Origin of the sequence: Pantoea sp. QMID4 (assembly GCF_030270445.1) — a bacterium.
Lineage (GTDB): Bacteria > Pseudomonadota > Gammaproteobacteria > Enterobacterales > Enterobacteriaceae > Pantoea > Pantoea vagans.
In genome coordinates this window covers 731,329-748,297 of record NZ_BSXL01000001.1, presented here as the reverse complement: position 1 = coordinate 748,297, position 16,969 = coordinate 731,329, and the positions used below count along the sequence as shown (strand labels likewise).

Sequence of the window (16,969 nt, the reverse complement as noted above, 5' to 3'; positions counted from 1 at the left end):
ACGGGAATCACCTCGGCTGTGAGGGGGCTGCTGTATTCACCGCGCTGCCTGGTGTTGCTAGCGGTGCGCGAATCTGTTCAATGGCCGCCGGATCGCTGATCTGGACGGCATCACTTTCTGCGTTCTCTTTTTCTATTGCTGCTTCGGTGTCGTGGTTCAACACCAGCAGGCTGATGCGGCGGTTAACTGCGTCGTTACCGCCACGATTCTTCAGGCGCATGGTGTCGGCCATACCTAACACTCGTAAAACTTTGCCGCTATCCAGGCCGCCCATCACCAGTTCCCGGCGTGAAGCGTTAGCGCGGTCGGTAGAGAGTTCCCAGTTGCTATAGCCCTTGTCACCGCTGGCATATTGAAAATCATCGGTATGTCCGGCCAGGCTGATGCGGTTCGGAATGTCGTTAAGGATCGGCGCAATGGCACGCAGAATATCGCGCATATACGGCTCCACCTCGGCCCGACCGGTCTTAAACATCGGGCGATTCTGGCTGTCGATAATCTGAATACGCAGCCCCTCTTCCACCATGTTGATGATCAGATGCGGCCGCAGCGCTTTCAGACGCGGATCCGCTTCAATCATCTGGTCGAGCTTTTCACGCAGCCGGTTAAGGCGAATCTCATCCAGCTTGCGTTTCTGGGCGTCCATATCGACGACTTTGTTCACTTCACCTATCTTTTTGGTCGGATCGTCGCCGCCACCCGGGATCGGGCTGTCACTGTCACTGCTGCGCGCGCCGCCGGTAATCGCAACTTTTAGCGGCGTTTTGAAGTAGTCTGCAATCTGCACCAGCTCCTGCGGGTTGGCGATCGACAGCAGCCACATCACCATAAAAAAGGCCATCATCGCCGTCATAAAGTCGGCGTAGGCAATCTTCCACGATCCGTGGCTGCCTTCATGGCCTTTATGTTTGCGCTTTTTGATCAGCACAATGGGGCGATTGCCGTGTTTCATGAAGCCTCGTCAGAAGTCTGTTTAGCCGGATTCTTGGCGTTACGCACATGCTCTTCCAGTTCGCTGAACGACGGACGCTCAGCGGAATAGAGCGTCTTACGACCAAACTCCACCGCAATCTGCGGCGCGTAACCATTGAGGCTCGAGAGCAATGTCACTTTAATGCACTGCATCATCTTGGTGGTTTCCGCACATTTCTGACGCAGTACTGACGACAGTGGAGAAACAAATCCATACGCCAGCAGGATGCCCAGGAAAGTTCCCACCATTGCATGCGCGACCAGCGCACCCAGTTCAGCGGCCGGACGATCGGCCGAAGCCAGCGCATGGACCACACCCATTACCGCGGCCACGATACCAAAGGCCGGAAGACCATCACCCACCGCAGCAATACTTTGCGCTGGTACGTCACACTCATGTTCGTAGGTCTCAATCTCTTCATCCATCAACGCTTCTATTTCAAAGGCGTTCATGTTGCCGCTGACCATCAGGCGCAAATAGTCAGTAATAAAATCTACTAACTGTTTATCGGCAAGGATGCGGGGATAATTAGCAAAAATTTCACTCTGGCTGGGATCTTCAATATCGCGTTCCAGCGATAACATCCCCTGCTGACGCGACTTCGCCATCAGGCGATAAAGCAGCGCCATCAAATCCATGTAAACCGCTTTGTTGTATTTGGAGCCACGAAATAACTTAGGCAGCGCTTTCAGCGTTTTTTTAATCGACTTGCCATTGTTACCAACTAAAAAAGCACCGGCACCGGCACCGCCGATCATTAATAATTCGGCTGGCTGATAAAGTGCGCCCAGATGGCCACCTACAAGCGCATATCCGCCCAACACGGAGCCTAAAACAATCAGGTAACCTATAATTATCAGCACAAAAAATCCTTACGTCCGTAACGTGTTGGTGGAAGTTAAGCCAGAGAGCCGCAGGGGTTATTCCTGAACCGCAAGCAAAAAAAAGCAGCGGTATTAACCGCTGCTGGATGGCTTCCACAGTGTGAACAAACTTAAACGGCGTGTTTAACCTGTTCATCCAGCAGTTGTGGAAACATATCGGCAGGTTCTGCAGAAAGTTTACGTCTTTTTACGGCACGTGATGGTGGCTGGCACAGGCTGCAGGTAAAGCTGCCAACCGGCTGATGCGCATGATTAATAAAGCTGCCATTGCAGCATTTGCAATCCGCCAGTTCCAGCATGCCACTTTCAACGAATCGGACCAGGGTCCAGGCACGGGTCAGCGCCAACAGCGGGCCCTCGTCCGATTGCGGACACTGTTCGAGATATAAACGGTAGGCTTTAATTACGGCATCGACACCGCTGCACAAACCGGTTTTCAGTAAAAATTTCCATGCGTTGCAGAACATAGAGGCATGAATGTTCTGCTCCCACGTCATAAACCAGTCTGTGGAGAACGGCAGCATGCCTTTTGGTGGCGGACTGCCACGTAATTCTTTATAGAGCTTGATCAGACGACCACGGCTCAGCTGGGTTTCACTCTCTAACATCTGCAAGCGCGCACCTAATGTGATCAGCTCCATCGCGAGCTGAATATCACGTGCTTCCTGAACAATACTTTTCTCACTCATGACATTGCTCTCTTTTTAGCAGGCGCTTCATCTTTAGACGCATTACGCAGTAAACGGCTCGATAATAAAATGCCGGTGTGGATTTGTTGTAAATCATCCACGCGTGATTCCTGCGTCAGGCGATTAATTGTGCTGCTATCGGTAAAACGGAACTGGCAAACCAGCTGATTGGTTTCCGCCATTTTTACCATCTCAGGCAATGTTAATTCAGATAATGCGTTCGCCATTTTCTCGTCAATGCCGAGGCGAAACATTGCAGAAGCTTTATCCTGGTTAATTAAACGCTGCGCGAGCAGTAAATAAGACAAATTAAGATCATAAATATGTTTCAGTACTTCAGATGTGCCCATTATTTTTCCATCCTGAGAGATGCGACGTAACTGTATCGCAGATTAAATCTGCGGTTCGATCTGCTGTTTGTTAAATCAAAGATGGCAAAAAAACTTCACATAATTTCAATGTCACTGTTTTTCGCCTTCTATTTTCGTGGGTTTCAGACCCACTGAAGGTCGAAAATCCATGCCATTCTATTTTCGAGTTCCGAACATCTTCCGTGACGTCTTCTTACATTTTTTAGGACTATTCCGAAAACAAGGCAAATCTATATCGTCTGATTTCGACATACAACGACAGCCAGAGGAAATTTTAGATAAAGTGTGACGCAGATCACACTTTTAACGCAAATTTCTTCAGCAACCCTTTATGATTGCTTGCCGACTGATCAATTTTTGAACAAAAAAGCGCGTTTTTAAGTCCAATTCGTCCTGAGAAAGGTTTAATAGGGGGTAAAAGCATCGCTAATCGACGCTTTAAGCAGTCAGGAATGATTATTGGGTGTTAATCGTTTTAACACCCTATTTAGAACCACCTAAATAAGGGTTATCAGCATATTATGCTGGTAAGGCAGGGTGTTATTTGCTGTTAAATTAGTTACTTAAAGGGAGTATCGCAGGCTGTGAGTAATGAAGTCGTTAAGGTTTCTACGGCAGTAAAGGGGGATTCTGACAACCTGGCGTTAACAGTGACAGCGGAATGTTCAGGCTATGACACCCGATGTAACAAGGGGTTACATAAGAAAGACGAATGAATTAACGGCGGATTATGCGTTGGCACTATCTCTATCGGCAGTCTGAAGAAAAACTTTAGCAAAGTAGTTAAAGAAAGCGGCGGGCTGCGGTATGACAGGGTTTTCGGGATTCTCTGCATATATCGGGCCACTCTGCGCCGCGACTGAGGACACCGGCACAAAATCGCAGCACAGCGTCGTTAACAGATAGCGGGCGAGTTTTCTGTGAGCTGGGCCGAAAAAAAGCAGCGATACCACGGTGGTATCGCTGCTTCCATTATTACGATAAAGGATCAGGTCAGGCGAGTTTCGGGAAGGTCGCCACCTTGTTCACGGTGCTGTGGTCAACACTGCGTGGGTCAATGCGCTCCAGGTCCTTCAGGAAGCTTTCACGCCACGCAGTAATGTCGTTTTTGCGCAATACCGCCATCATGTCGTTGTAGCGTGAAATCCTTTCGGTACGTGGCATGGTAATCGCCTTATCCAGTGCGGCAGCGACTTCATCGCGGTCATACGGATTCACTATCAGCGCTGAGGTCAGTTCGTTGGCGGCACCAGCAAAGCGCGACAGCACCAGCACACCAGGATCGTCCGGGTCCTGCGCGGCGACATACTCTTTCGCTACCAGGTTCATGCCATCACGCAGCGGCGTCACCAGACCCACATCGGTCAGGCGGAAGATTTTCATCAGCAGGCGACGGTCGAAATGCTGGTTAAGGTAGTAAAGCGGGGTCCAGCCCAGCGTACCGTACTTACCATTAATCCGTCCTGCTTCAGTCTCCAGCTGATGCCGGATATCCTGATAGGCCTGCACATCACCACGTGAGGTCGGTGCAATCTGCGAGTAACGGATTTTTCCGCGATGCTGCGGGAAGTTTTCCAGCAGCGCTTCATAGGCAAGAAAGCGCTCCGGCAGCCCTTTTGAATAGTCGAGACGTTCGCAGGCAATAATGTTGCGGGCATCGCCCAGCTCTTTCTTCATAGCAGCCATTTTCGGCGGCAGTGGCCCTTCGGCCATCTCTTTAATACTGTCTGGCTCAATCCCGATCGGATAAACCTCAGTCATAAAAGTGTTGCCAAAGGCGCGATGCTTTTTGTCGCCTTTATTCTGCAGTTGCGTAAGCTGACTGACGCTGTCCAGGAACGCCACCCGATCCGATTCAGTCTGGAAGCCAAGCAGGTCATATTCACACAACATTTCCAGTAGCTCTTTGTGCGGAGGCAGTGCATTGAATATTTCTGGCGTAGGGAACGGAATATGCAGGAAAAAGCCGATGCGGTTATTAATACCGGCCCGGCGCAGCGCGGCAGCAAACGGTAAGAAATGATAATCGTGGATCCAGACAATATCATCCGGTTTGAGCAGCGGTTTTAAGCGCTGCGCTACTGCGTCATTAACCTCACAATACCCTTCCCACGCTTCACGCTGGAACTGCACCAGATCGAGGCGATAATGAAAAGCGGGCCAGATAACCGTGTTAGAGAACTGGCAATAATAGAGATCGTAATCGTTCTGGCTCAGCGGGAAGGAAGCATACTCAATACCTTCATGTTCCTGCACACTGACGTCTTCTACTTCTTCGCCGGTGAACTCGCTGATTTCACCGTTCCAGCCAAACCATAATCCACCGGTGCTTTTCAGTGCATCGAGAATGCCGACGGCCAGGCCGCCTGCGCTGGTTTTAGACCCATCTGGCATGGCGACACGGTTAGATACAACCACTAAACGACTCATAACCTAAACTCCTTACCGACGTTGTCCTGCTCTAATAGTAATAATGTTCTTTCCAGCCAGCCATAAACGGCATCGACATCAATAAGCCGATAACCGGCCTGGCTTAAACCTTCGCCGACTTTAACTGAGACGCCCTGCCGTTCGTTGACGGCCAGGAAGCCCTTTTCATCCGTCAAATCGTCGCCTATAAAGACTGGCGTGCGTCCGGCAAAAGGGGGCTGCTGCATAAAGTCGCTGATTGCGGCGCCTTTATCGATGCCTGCCGGTTTAATCTCAACCACGCATTTCCCTGGCTGGAGCGCCAGTCCCGGGAAACGCTTCACTGACTGTTCGGCAAGTCGCAACACATCCTGCTCATGCTGCATGGCCTGACGGTAGTGAAGTGCAAAGGCCATGCCTTTCACCTCAAGCTGAGTACCAGGCCAGCATGCCATCGCATCCTGCAATTCCTTCCTGAGATTTTGTTCAACCTCAACAGGCAGGCTGATGCGCTGCACATGACCCTCTGCATCCCGACGCTCAGCGCCATGCACGCCCGCCGCGGGGCCGTGCCACGGCGCAGCCAGCGCATCCAGTTGTTCGATGGGTCTGCCGGAGACCAGTGCCAGTGCGCCCTGAGAAAGCGCAGAGAGCTGCTGAAGTTGTGCAATGACCTGCTCAGGAATAAATACCGCTTCGGGACGGGACTGTATCGCTGCCAGCGTACCGTCGACATCAAAAAAGAAGGCGTACTGCCCGCTGCTTAATGCCGGGTACCTGGCATGGGTGTCTGCCGCTTGGGTCACGTTACTTCTCCTGAAAATCAGATTTAATAAAATATTGAGTCAAAACAAGAATGTCCTGACGCAGTCAGGTCAGCAAGCGGGAAATTCTGATAAAGCGGTGATTGAGGGGTAAAACGCGGTGATTGGATGGGTCACTCTCCTCAAACTTGCAAGCGCATTGCTGACAATACAGGCTAACTGAGAACATCTTCACATTAAGTGTAGTCATTAACAGGGGTTATGCCAGAAATATGCACTTTTCATGCCAGCCGCTGCGGTTAAGTCAGTATAAAAGCGCCACTAACACCTGTTCTTTTTTAATAATCGTAGCGGTATCGATCCGCATCACGCTGGAGTGATACCCGTTACGCACTCAATGCAAATGAAAATCTCTAAAGCTTAAGCCTCTTAAGGTATTCCTAATATAGAAAGCGCAATCTCGTGACACTTTTATTAATCTGGCCCTGCTCACATGAAGTTTACCCTGAAGAGGCCGCTGATTAGCCGCCTTAGCTTGCTAATCCTTGCTGCGGTTTATATCGCGGTTTTCCTTAATATTGCCTACTACCGTCAGGTGCTGGCGGCAATGCCGCTGAACAACCTGCATACCACGCTGATGTTTTTATCAATGCCTTTCGTCGCCTTTAGCGTCATTAACATCGTGATTACGCTGGCCTCGTTTGTCTGGCTGGATCGGCTGCTGGCCGCACTGTTTATTCTGCTCTCTGCGTCGGCACAGTTTTTTATTCAGACTTATAACATCGTGGTCGATCGCTCGATGATCACCAACATGATGGATACCACCGCTTCTGAATCCTTTGCGCTGATTACGCCGCAGCTGCTCTTCACCCTGCTCACCTCGGGCGTGCTGATGGCGTTACTGGTGTTCTGGCCGCGCATAAAACGGCAGCAGTGGCGTGGCGTGCTGGCGCGACTGCTCAGTGTGCTGCTTTCCGCCGCGCTGATTGTGCTGGTCGCGCTGCTCTTCTATAAAGATTACGCTTCGCTGTTCCGCAACAACCGCGAGCTGGTTAAAGCACTCAGCCCGTCGAACAGCATTGCGGCAACGCTCTCCTGGTATAAGCATGAGCAGCTGCAGAATGTGCCGCTGGTGCGCATCGGTGAAGATGCCCATCTGCAGCCCAGCCGCAGTAGCGGTAAGCCGAATCTGACGATTCTGGTGCTGGGAGAGACGTCTCGCGCGCAAAACTTCTCGCTGGGCGGTTACGGCCGTCTGACCAATCCTTTGCTGGCGAAAGACGATGTGATCTATTTCCCGCACACAACCTCGTGCGGTACGGCGACGGCGGTTTCGGTCCCCTGTATGTTCTCCAACATGCCGCGCGCGCGCTATGATGATGTGCTGGCCGCCCATCAGGAGGGAGTGCTGGATATTATTCAGCGCGCTGGCATCAGTGTGTTATGGAATGAAAATGATGGTGGCTGCAAAGGTGCCTGTGACCGGGTGCCGCATCAGGACATGACCAGCCTGAACCTGCCCGGCATGTGTATTAATGGTGAGTGTTATGACGACGTGCTGTTCAATGGTCTGGATGACTATATCAGCCAGCTTAAAGGCAACGGAGTCATTGTCCTGCACACCATTGGCAGTCATGGCCCGACCTACAGCCATCGGTATCCGCCACAGTTCCGTCAGTTTGAACCGACCTGTGACACTAATCAGATTCAGGACTGTTCGCAACAACAGCTGATTAACACCTATGACAACACGCTGGTCAATGTGGATCATATTGTCGATAAAGCAATCAATGTCCTGCGTGCGCATCAGGATCGCTTCACCACCAGCCTGGTCTATCTTTCTGATCACGGTGAATCGCTGGGTGAAAATGGGGCTTACCTGCATGGTCTGCCCTATGCTATTGCCCCGGATACGCAGAAACATGTGCCGATGCTGGTCTGGCTGTCCGATGATTATCAGAAACGTTATGCCGTTAATCGCGGCTGTCTGAATAAACTGGCGGCGACAGACGATTTTTCACAGGATAATCTGTTTTCAACCCTGCTGGGATTAACCGGCACCGCGACCCACGAATATGTGCCTGCGGATGATATTTTGACGTCGTGCCGGAGCCAACCTTAATGAAGATACTGATTGTTGAAGATGATGCGCTGCTGCTGCAAGGCCTGATGCTGGCACTGGAAGGCGAAGGCTATGTCTGCGACGGCGTGACGCGGGTTCGGGATGCTGAAGCGCATTTCGCCAGCGGTCTCTATAGTCTGGTGGTGCTTGATCTGGGTTTGCCGGATGAAGATGGACTGCACTTCCTGATACGTCTGCGGCGGCAGAAGAAGATGACGCCGGTGCTGATTCTGACCGCGCGCGACACCATCAGCGAGCGCATTGCCGGGCTCGATGCGGGTGCTGACGACTATCTGATTAAACCGTTTTCGCTGGATGAGCTGCTGGCGCGAATCCGTGCGCTGATCCGCCGTCACGTCAATCAGGGCGACAGTCAGGTGAGAGTCGGCGAGCTGGCGCTGGATATGACCCATCGTCAGATCACCCTCAGCGATGTGCTGCTGGATCTGACGCCCAAAGAGTTTGCGATTCTGTCACGACTGATGCTGAAGGCCGGCAATCCGGTTCACCGTGAAATTCTCTACCAGGACATCTATAACTGGGAGACCGAACCTTCTACTAATACGCTTGAAGTGCATATCCATAATCTGCGCGACAAAATTGGCAAAAGCGCCATTCGTACCGTGCGCGGGTTTGGTTATGCGCTGGTGACGCAGGATGGCATTCGCGAGGCAACATGATAAAACGTTTCGATCACCGCAGTATGCGCTTTCGCCTGATCCTGACCATTGGTCTGATCCTGCTGGTCTTCCAGGTGATCAGCGTGGTCTGGCTGTGGCATGAGAGTAAAGAGCAGATTCAGTTTCTGGTGGAAGCCCAACTTCAGAAGCGCAACATGGACAGTCACGTGAAGCGTGAAGTACATGAAGCGGTGGCCAGCCTGGCGGTGCCGAGCCTGGTGATGATTACGCTGACGCTGCTGCTTTGCTATCAGGCGGTGAAATGGATCACCCGGCCGCTTTATCAGCTGCAGCGGGAACTGGAAAGTCGCAGCGAAGAGAATCTCGATCCCGTCGCCTGTCACAGTCAGGTTCAAGAGATCGATGCGGTGACTCAGGCGATAAACCAGCTGGTCGCCCGCCTCAACAGTAGTCTGGAGCGCGAACGGCTATTTACCGCCGACGTGGCGCATGAGTTGCGCACGCCGCTGGCGGGATTACGGCTGCATCTGGAGTTAATCGAACGTAACAGCGATGTCAAAGTTCAGCCGCTGGTGCAGCGTCTGGATCAGATGACCCACAGCGTGTCGCAGCTGCTGAATCTGGCGCGCGCCGGGCAGTCATTCACTTCGGGCACCTATCAGAACGTCGGGCTGATTGAAGATGTGATCCTGCCGATGGAAGTCGAGCTGAGTATTATGCTGGACGCGCATCAGCAGACGCTAATGCTGGATCTGCCGCAGGAGCAGTTTGTACGTGGTGATGCGACTCTGCTGAAGATGCTGCTGCGGAATCTGGTGGAGAACGCCCATCGCTATAGCCCGGATAACAGCACCATCAGCGTGCAACTGTTGTCTGTGCCACAGCCGATGATGGTTGTGGAAGATGAGGGACCGGGCATTGATGAGAGTAAAAGTGGCGAGCTGAGTAAAGCGTTTATCCGGATGGACAGTCGCTATGGCGGTATCGGACTCGGGCTGAGCATTGTCAGCCGCATCGTCCAGTTACACCGTTTTCAGTTTTTCTTAGAGAACTGTCGCGACCGAAGTGGTTGCCGGGCCGTCATTAAGTTTTAAGCGGTAAACCAGGCAGACAGGAACAGAACAACCGTTGCTGCGGCGATCAGCAGTGCTGCATATTCGCTCATCGGACGTGAAGCCGTAACAGACAGGGTAGCAGGCGCAGTTTTCATAGCATTATCCTCCGTTAAAGCAGGCAGTATCGCGACTGCATATTAAGGAAACCTTAAGCTCGTGAGGCTGTCGGTAAAATGTCTGCTCTGCCCTGTTTCCCCAATGATCTTACCTTTATGGCCGCTGACCTTCCCGCCGCACCCGCAGTGTGCTCTACACTTAATGGCACCCTTCCGTTAAAGGAGCTACGCCATGAGCCAACGCATGCACAAATATGCTTTTCCGGTCAGCAAAGCCCGCAAATACCTTGAGCCGGGACCGGTACTGCTGCTCAGTTCACAGTATCAGGATCAGCATGACATTATGACGCTCGGCTGGCACACGGTGCTGGAGTTCTCGCCGTCACTGGTCGGCTGCATGATTGCCGGCATGAATCACAGCCACGAGCTGATCCGCAACAGCGGTCATTGCGTACTGAATATTCCTTCTGCCTCGCTGATTAATGAAGTGGTGGCTGTCGGCAACAGCCACGGTGACAACATTGATAAGTTTGAAGCGTTTGGCCTGACGCCAGAGCCGGCTCAGGTGGTGGGGGCACCGATGATTGCCGAATGCTTTGCCAGCTTCGAATGTCAGCTTTATGACGATGCCATGGTCGCGCGCTACAACCTGTTTATTTTTGAGATCGTCAAAGCGCATGTCGCTGAGCAGCCGGAATATCCCCCGACCCTGCACTACACCGGTGAAGGCCGGTTTAGCGTAATGAGCGACAAAATGCTGGACAAGAGCGGAGATTTTAAACCGGAGATGCTCATCTAGTTGAAAGCGCTCTGCTGCGCCCCCATTCACCTCTTTCGACCTGACAGGAGTAAATTATTATGGCAATCGAATACGCAGTTATCGCTGGCGGCTGTTTCTGGTGTACCGAAGCGGTATTTAAGGATGTGATCGGCGTTGAGTCGGTTGAAAGCGGCTATACCGGTGGTGCGCGACCTAATCCGACCTATGAGCAGGTCTGCAGCGGCGCAACCGGTCATGCAGAAGCGATCCGCATTGGCTTTGACCCGGAGCAGGTAACTTACGGCGATCTGCTGGATATCAGCTTTGTCACGCATGATCCGACCCAGCTGAACCGTCAGGGCAATGATATCGGCACTCAGTATCGCTCCGCCATTTTCCCGGCGAATGCAGATCAGGAAGCAGAAGCGCGCGCCGCCATTGAACGCGCCCAGGCCGATCATGATGTACCGGTCGTGACCACGATTGAGCCGCTGAAAGAGTGGTATCCCGCTGAAGCCTATCATCAGGATTACTGGGAAGGCGCCGGTCAGCGCAACGGTTACTGCATGGCGGTAATCCCACCGAAACTGCAGAAACTGCGCAAGAGCTTCGCTAATCGGGTGAAGAGCTGATTTAGCGTCTGACGGAGCAGCGTCCGGCCGGGATAAATGCCAGGACGCCGCTCCGGATTATTTAAGTGGTCACGCAGCCCTGAAAATGACCCGGCCTGCTACTTTAGTGCTTTGGAGTATTGCGCATAAATGCCCGGTTTTAAGCTACAGTAATTCGATTCGTTCAGAGCTTAAGCGAATAGATCGAAAGAAAAAAATAGTGCTTGACCCTTTTCAGCCGACTCCCTATAGTACCGCCCCGTTGACCCAGCGCGGTCAGCGAAGTAAATGTGGTGAGGTGTCCGAGTGGCTGAAGGAGCACGCCTGGAAAGTGTGTATACGGCAACGTATCGGGGGTTCGAATCCCCCTCTCACCGCCACATTCAAAGAAGAGCCTGAACTTATGTTCAGGCTTTTTTTTTGCATATTGCACTGCGAGAGGGGGGTGAGAACCCCCACCGGGGTTCGACAACATGCGCAGCATGCTGGACAGCGGAGCCTGCGACGCTGCCCGCAGGGTGAGCGAAGCGAATCAATCCCCCTCTCACCGCCACATTCTGAAGAAGAGCCTGAACTTATGTTCAGGCTTTTTGTTGCCTGTTGCATAGAGAGGGGGGTGAGAACCCCCGCCGGGGTTCGACAACATGCGCAGCATGCTGGACAGCGGAGCCTGCGACGCTGCCCGCAGGGTGAGCGAAGCGAATCAATCCCCCTCTCACCGCCACATTCAAAGAAGAGCCTGAACAAACGTTCAGGCTTTTTTTGCCTGTTGCACAGAGAGGGGTGTGAACCCCCGCCGGGGTTCGACAGCGGAGGCCTGCGACGCTGCCCCACAATAAGAAAACCCGGCCGGAGCCGGGTTTGGGCGCTACACTTCTACTCAATCGAACGCTAGCTGTATGCGTGCAGGGTGCGCTGACACAGCGCAGAACGCACACAATCCTCTTTGCCAAAGCGCACAATGCCCACCATCTCGTCCTCTTCAAAACGCGCCAGCGCGTCCGCGAGACCGGAAGGCACCCCAGCGGGCAAGTCGCACTGGGTAATATCGCCGTTAACAATGACCGTGACGTTTTCGCCCAGTCGGGTCAGGAACATTTTCATCTGCGCGGCGGTTACGTTCTGCGCCTCGTCCAGAATCACCACAGCATTTTCAAAGGTGCGGCCTCGCATATAGGCGAAGGGCGCAATCTCTACCTTGGCAATTTCCGGACGCAGACAATATTGCATAAATGATGCGCCAAGACGTTTAACCAGAATGTCATAAACCGGTCGGAAATAAGGGGCGAATTTCTCAGAAATATCACCGGGCAGGAATCCCAAATCCTCATCTGCCTGAAGTACCGGGCGCGTAACAATAATCCTGTCGATATCCTTATTAATCAGGGCCTCAGCTGCTTTCGCAGCACTGATCCAGGTTTTACCACATCCGGCCTCACCGGTTGCAAAGATCAGCTGTTTCGTTCCTATGGCATTAAGATAGTGCGCCTGAGCTTCATTACGGGCTTCAATCGGTAGCCGGTCACGCGTATCGCGCGCCATGCCAATTGCATCCAGTCCGCTCATATGCACCAGCGAAGTGACCGACTCTTCTTCACGCTGACGATGACTCCGTGAGTCATTACGAAGCACTCTTCTCGCTTCACGACGCGCTTTGATCACTGCTTTCTGTCTTCCCATAGTGGCACCTTTCAGTTGGTTTCATTTCCCGCGCGAGGCCTGTGGCCCGTTGCGATTACGTGAACGCTTTAGAGGTTTCAGTTGGCTTCCTTTAGAGCCATGACAGGACAGGATAGTGGGTATGCAGCAGCGCAATAGCGAGGCTGAACACCGGATAAAACAGGCTGTGCTAAGACAAAAGAAATGGTTGAAGGAAGGGAGAAATAACGAGGCAGAATTGCCCTCGCAGTCAGGCGCAATTTATTCAGTGACAGTAACGTTCCATAAAAAACTCGACCCATGCGCGAACTCCAGTGTGATACATCGACACATCCGATTACGCCTGTTGAATAAAGTGCATCATTTCGTTGGACCTTTGCAATAGTAATTTTACCTGCTGGCAAAGGAATTGCTAATCACACGTAACTATTTCTTTTAAGGCAAAATGTAAAATTTATACATTACATGCACTTATATTATTTTATATATACCAGACAACGGCTTAATCTCAGCGAAAACGCAGTAAGTAAAGTGCTGAAACCGAAAAGGCAGGTGGTCGGGGATAAACCACCCGATATGGTTAAAATTTAATCAGGACTCCAGTAACGGCTGCGCTAAATAATGGCTGGGGTCGGGGACACCGGGCAAAGCAAAAAAGTAACCGCCGCCGAAAGGCCGGATATATTCTTCCAGCGCTTCACCGTTCAGACGCTGCTGCACGGTGAGAAACCCACGCTCCAGATCGTGCTGGTAGCAGACGAACAGCAGTCCCATCTCCAGCTGGCCGGAGGCGGAGATACCCGCCGAGTAACTGTAGCCGCGTCGCAGCATCAGGCTGCTGTCTGTCTCAGGGGTGCGAGGGTTAGCAAGGCGGATATGCGCATCCAGTGCAATCACGTCACCGTCCGGGTCACGGGCGTAATCCGGAACGTCACGCTCATGCTGCATCCCCAGCGGCGCACCGCTCAGCTTCTCACGGCCAAATATGGTCTGCTGCTCACCCAGCGGCGTGCGGTCCCACATTTCGACATGAAACCGGATAAGCCGCACGGCCTGATAGCTGCCGTTGCGTGCCCAGGCCGGTTCTTCCTGGTCCGCGGTCACCCAAAGCAGTTGATTCATCAGTGCAGAATTACGGGTATCCGGATTAGCCGTGCCATCTTTGAAACCCAGCAGATTGATCGGCGTCTCCTGCCCCTGACTGCGTGCAGCGTGGTCGGAGATAAAACCTTCGCGGCGCCAGCGTACACCCAGCAGGTCGGGCGTATGCTTGATGATGTCACGCAGGGCATGAATCACCGTATCCTGCGTATTGGCACAGAGCTGTAACAGCACATCGCCGTGACACTGGCTGGCATCCAGCGAATCATTGGGAAAGCGCGTCATCGGCTGCAATTTTATCGGCTTATGCGGTGCCAGACCAAAGCGTTCATCAAACAGCGAATACCCGACCGATACGGTAATCGTCAGATTATCAGGCGCGATAGTCGCCCCCAGAATGCCGGAATCCATCGGAGGCAGTTGCGGATTGGTGACCGCAGGTGCCGGACCGCCGGTGGTGAGAAAGGCGATACGCTGGGTCAGCAACTGAAACAGACGCTTCAGTTCGGCTTTATCGTTGCTGAGCAGATCAAACGCCACCAGCATCATTGATGCCTGCTGGGGCGTCGTAATCCCCGCCTGATGCTGACCATAAAACGGCTGCATCTGCTGTCGCGCCTGCGGCGTCACCGTACCCGGCGAAAAGCTGTCAGCGGCGGCGGTATGGAACGGACAGCCGCCGCCGATGGCCGCCGCGCCGCCCAGCAGACCCAGTCCTTTCAGTAAACGACGACGCGCAGGCTGCGCGTCATCTTCCTTACGACTCATGATTAATCCAGACCCAGCGTGCCACGAAGCAATGAAAGATCTTCCGCCAGGGCAGTAATCGGCCCTTTCAGCGCGTTACGGTCGGCGCTGGTCAGCTTCTCATAAGATTCGAAACCGGTTTGGGTGCGGTACTTGCTCAGGATCGCATCCACTTTTTTGAAGTTGGCGTCAACTTTGGCCAGCAGCTGCGGATTCGCTTTGCTCACCAGCGGTCGCAGCAGCTCAACGATTTTCTGTGCACCATCGATATTGGCCTGGAAGTCCCACAGGTCGGTGCGGCTGTAGCGATCTTCTTCGCCGGAGATTTTGCTGGAGGCCACTTCTTCAATCAGACCGGCTGCGCCGCCGACGACTTTGGCTGGCGGGAAGGCCAGTTCGCTGATGCGCACCTGCAGATCTTTCACATCTTTATTCAGCTTATCCGCGTAGTCCGCCATGTCTTTGGTGCTGTTATCAGCAAACAGGGCTTTTTCCAGACGATGGAAACCGGTGAACTTCGGATCGGCTGATTTCTTCTCGTAGTCATCTTCACGGGCATCGATACTGCCATCGAGATCGGAGAACAGCTCAGCAATCGGCTCAATGCGCTCATAGTACTGACGGGTCGGGGCAAACAGCGCTTTGGCTTTTTCCACATCGCCCGCTTTAACCGCGTTCGTGAACGCCTGGGTGCTGCTCACCAACTGATTCACCTGCTCCGTCACATAAGCTTTATATTCGGTGATCGGCCCTTCCAGCTGCATACGTGCAGAAGTGCTGTTTGTCGCTGGGCCCTCACCCTTTACAATCAGCTTGCCTTTTGGATTGCTCAGCAGGCCACAGGTCATCTCATATTCGCCTGCTTCCAGATTAGCGGTCAGTTTCTGACTGAAGCCCGGCGCGATGTTTTCACGCTCTTCCACCACCAGCACGCCTTTGAGGATCTCCCACTCCAGCGCTTTCTGGCTGTTGTTTTTAATCAGGAACTGGGTTTTGCCAGCCTTGACCGTCAGGCTCATCGGCTCACACTGCCTGTCATTGACGCTTACGATAATCTGAGGAACCGCTGCGGTAGCCGATGCAGAGATTGCCAGCAGAGGAAGTAGCAGCGCCTTGCGGCGGAAACGCATTGTCATCTCGATATTCCCTGTTAAGTTGCAGGCGCGACGGGCGCCTCTAAAAATGTCTGATTACACCGTGGCTGACGCAGCAGGCCGCGCAGGCATAAAGAACAGAATCAGCGCCGGGATCAGGTAGACGAAGTAAATCGTCACTTCACTGATGCTTGGCGTCTCCTGATAACCCAGAATGCCTTCCAGCAGCGTGCCGAACAGCGAATGGGTTGATAAGGTATTGCTGAGATCGAAGGCCACGTCCTGAAAGCGATTCCATAATCCCGCTTCGTGAAAGGCGCGAATCGCACCGGCTGCAAGGCCCGCCGCGACAAACAGGATGAAGACGCTGGTCCAGCGGAAGAAATGCGCCATGTTCAGGCGGATACCTCCCCAGTAAAGCAGCATGCCCAGCACCACAGCGGTTGCCAGACCCAGCACCGCGCCGATTGGCGGCGCATAACCGACATCCTGAGTAAAAGCCGCCAGCAGGAAGAACACCGACTCCAGCCCTTCACGTGCCACGGCAAGAAACACCATCAGCACCAGCGCCAGACCGCCCCGCCCTGAACGTTGCAGCGCCTGATCGACCGCCTGCTCAAGCTCGACCCTGATGTTGCGGGCGACTTTACGCATCCAGAACACCATTGAGGTAAGGATTACCACCGCAATCACCGCCACGATGCCCTCAAACAGTTCCTGCTCTTTTTGCGGGAATTCACCGGTAGTGGCATTGATGAACAGGCCCAGGCCCAGACAGAGCGCAGCGGCGATAAACACACCCGCCCACATCGCCGGAAACCATTGGGTGCGCTGGGTGCGCTTGAGATAGCTGGCTATCAGGCTGACGATCAGCGCGGCTTCGAGCCCTTCGCGTAGCATGATGAGAAAAGGAACAAACATTGCCAACCTCATTAATGTTAAGCAGCGTCAATGAACAGTAAATTCAGGTAAA

At 53.0% G+C, this 16,969-nt stretch carries 15 protein-coding genes, 1 tRNA gene and 2 other RNA genes; 8 read left to right on the top strand and 10 right to left on the bottom strand.

The genetic code is table 11. The annotated features are described in order from the left end of the window. Positions 1-7: 7 nt before the first annotated feature. From motB to otsB, 6 genes are all read right to left on the bottom strand, one after another. Positions 8-952 carry a flagellar motor protein MotB gene (gene motB / locus QSK07_RS03340; RefSeq protein ID WP_098050253.1) on the bottom strand — a complete coding sequence of 315 codons (945 nt, stop codon included), beginning with the start codon at positions 950-952 and terminating at the stop codon, positions 8-10. Then, positions 949-1,836, bottom strand: a complete 888-nt coding sequence (motA, locus tag QSK07_RS03335) for a flagellar motor stator protein MotA (protein WP_003849139.1) — start codon at positions 1,834-1,836, stop codon at positions 949-951. The genes motB and motA overlap by 4 nt, the downstream gene beginning before the upstream one ends. A gap of 131 nt (positions 1,837-1,967) precedes the next feature. After that, positions 1,968-2,546 (bottom strand): flagellar transcriptional regulator FlhC, encoded by a 579-nt coding sequence (gene flhC, locus QSK07_RS03330; RefSeq protein ID WP_013358233.1) that lies wholly within the window; start codon positions 2,544-2,546, stop codon positions 1,968-1,970. Then, positions 2,543-2,896: a flagellar transcriptional regulator FlhD gene (flhD, locus tag QSK07_RS03325; protein ID WP_033732952.1), complete on the bottom strand. Its 354-nt coding sequence runs from the start codon at positions 2,894-2,896 to the stop codon at positions 2,543-2,545. The genes flhC and flhD overlap by 4 nt, the downstream gene beginning before the upstream one ends. A gap of 1,014 nt (positions 2,897-3,910) precedes the next feature. Further along, on the bottom strand, positions 3,911-5,347 hold the full coding sequence (otsA, locus tag QSK07_RS03320; RefSeq protein ID WP_061062701.1) for an alpha,alpha-trehalose-phosphate synthase: 1,437 nt from the start codon (positions 5,345-5,347) through the stop codon (positions 3,911-3,913). Next, a complete protein-coding gene (gene otsB / locus QSK07_RS03315; protein ID WP_285720439.1) occupies positions 5,344-6,132 on the bottom strand; it encodes a trehalose-phosphatase in 789 nt (262 codons plus the stop codon). The genes otsA and otsB overlap by 4 nt, the downstream gene beginning before the upstream one ends. 451 nt (positions 6,133-6,583) lie before the next feature. Here otsB and eptA point away from each other — a divergent pair, with 451 nt between their 5' ends. The 8 genes from eptA (at position 6,584) to QSK07_RS03275 (ending at position 12,119) form a co-directional block, all read left to right on the top strand. Further along, complete coding sequence (eptA, locus tag QSK07_RS03310; protein WP_285720438.1) at positions 6,584-8,212, top strand: phosphoethanolamine transferase EptA; 1,629 nt, start codon at positions 6,584-6,586, stop codon at positions 8,210-8,212. Beyond that, positions 8,212-8,892, top strand: coding sequence for a two-component system response regulator PmrA (gene pmrA / locus QSK07_RS03305; protein ID WP_285720437.1), 681 nt, complete (start codon positions 8,212-8,214; stop codon positions 8,890-8,892). The genes eptA and pmrA overlap by 1 nt, the downstream gene beginning before the upstream one ends. Continuing rightward, the gene (gene pmrB, locus QSK07_RS03300; protein ID WP_285720436.1) at positions 8,889-9,947 is read left to right on the top strand and encodes a two-component system sensor histidine kinase PmrB; all 1,059 of its coding nucleotides are present in this window, start codon (positions 8,889-8,891) and stop codon (positions 9,945-9,947) included. Before pmrA ends, pmrB begins: the two co-directional genes overlap by 4 nt. Positions 9,948-10,256: 309 nt before the next feature. Further along, on the top strand, positions 10,257-10,823 hold the full coding sequence (locus QSK07_RS03295; RefSeq protein ID WP_285720435.1) for a flavin reductase family protein: 567 nt from the start codon (positions 10,257-10,259) through the stop codon (positions 10,821-10,823). 59 nt (positions 10,824-10,882) lie between these two features. Then, positions 10,883-11,416: a peptide-methionine (S)-S-oxide reductase MsrA gene (gene msrA / locus QSK07_RS03290; RefSeq protein ID WP_098053018.1), complete on the top strand. Its 534-nt coding sequence runs from the start codon at positions 10,883-10,885 to the stop codon at positions 11,414-11,416. A 271-nt stretch (positions 11,417-11,687) separates the two neighbouring features. Beyond that, positions 11,688-11,775 (top strand) — tRNA-Ser (locus tag QSK07_RS03285). Between the two features lie 44 nt (positions 11,776-11,819). Further along, positions 11,820-11,948: non-coding RNA, RtT sRNA (locus QSK07_RS03280), on the top strand. A gap of 42 nt (positions 11,949-11,990) precedes the next feature. Next, positions 11,991-12,119, top strand: a non-coding RNA gene (locus QSK07_RS03275) — RtT sRNA. A 167-nt stretch (positions 12,120-12,286) separates the two neighbouring features. Here QSK07_RS03275 and phoH read toward each other — a convergent pair. From phoH to efeU, 4 genes are all read right to left on the bottom strand, one after another. After that, the gene (phoH, locus tag QSK07_RS03270; RefSeq protein ID WP_033732961.1) at positions 12,287-13,075 is read right to left on the bottom strand and encodes a phosphate starvation-inducible protein PhoH; all 789 of its coding nucleotides are present in this window, start codon (positions 13,073-13,075) and stop codon (positions 12,287-12,289) included. Between the two features lie 570 nt (positions 13,076-13,645). Next, on the bottom strand, positions 13,646-14,923 hold the full coding sequence (efeB, locus tag QSK07_RS03265; protein ID WP_285720434.1) for an iron uptake transporter deferrochelatase/peroxidase subunit: 1,278 nt from the start codon (positions 14,921-14,923) through the stop codon (positions 13,646-13,648). Between the two features lie 2 nt (positions 14,924-14,925). After that, the gene (gene efeO, locus QSK07_RS03260) at positions 14,926-16,038 is read right to left on the bottom strand and encodes an iron uptake system protein EfeO (protein ID WP_285720433.1); all 1,113 of its coding nucleotides are present in this window, start codon (positions 16,036-16,038) and stop codon (positions 14,926-14,928) included. A 54-nt stretch (positions 16,039-16,092) separates the two neighbouring features. Beyond that, positions 16,093-16,917, bottom strand: a complete 825-nt coding sequence (efeU, locus tag QSK07_RS03255; protein WP_098053014.1) for an iron uptake transporter permease EfeU — start codon at positions 16,915-16,917, stop codon at positions 16,093-16,095. Positions 16,918-16,969 lie beyond the last annotated feature (52 nt).

Coding starts and splice junctions, on each gene's coding strand:
- motB (WP_098050253.1), bottom strand. CDS start 952: ATGAAACACGGCAATCGCCCCATTGTGCTGATCAAAAAGCGCAAACAT.
- flhC (WP_013358233.1), bottom strand. CDS start 2,546: ATGAGTGAGAAAAGTATTGTTCAGGAAGCACGTGATATTCAGCTCGCG.
- flhD (WP_033732952.1), bottom strand. CDS start 2,896: ATGGGCACATCTGAAGTACTGAAACATATTTATGATCTTAATTTGTCT.
- otsA (WP_061062701.1), bottom strand. CDS start 5,347: ATGAGTCGTTTAGTGGTTGTATCTAACCGTGTCGCCATGCCAGATGGG.
- eptA (WP_285720438.1), top strand. CDS start 6,584: ATGAAGTTTACCCTGAAGAGGCCGCTGATTAGCCGCCTTAGCTTGCTA.
- pmrA (WP_285720437.1), top strand. CDS start 8,212: ATGAAGATACTGATTGTTGAAGATGATGCGCTGCTGCTGCAAGGCCTG.
- pmrB (WP_285720436.1), top strand. CDS start 8,889: ATGATAAAACGTTTCGATCACCGCAGTATGCGCTTTCGCCTGATCCTG.
- QSK07_RS03295 (WP_285720435.1), top strand. CDS start 10,257: ATGAGCCAACGCATGCACAAATATGCTTTTCCGGTCAGCAAAGCCCGC.
- msrA (WP_098053018.1), top strand. CDS start 10,883: ATGGCAATCGAATACGCAGTTATCGCTGGCGGCTGTTTCTGGTGTACC.
- phoH (WP_033732961.1), bottom strand. CDS start 13,075: ATGGGAAGACAGAAAGCAGTGATCAAAGCGCGTCGTGAAGCGAGAAGA.
- efeB (WP_285720434.1), bottom strand. CDS start 14,923: ATGAGTCGTAAGGAAGATGACGCGCAGCCTGCGCGTCGTCGTTTACTG.
- efeO (WP_285720433.1), bottom strand. CDS start 16,038: ATGACAATGCGTTTCCGCCGCAAGGCGCTGCTACTTCCTCTGCTGGCA.
- efeU (WP_098053014.1), bottom strand. CDS start 16,917: ATGTTTGTTCCTTTTCTCATCATGCTACGCGAAGGGCTCGAAGCCGCG.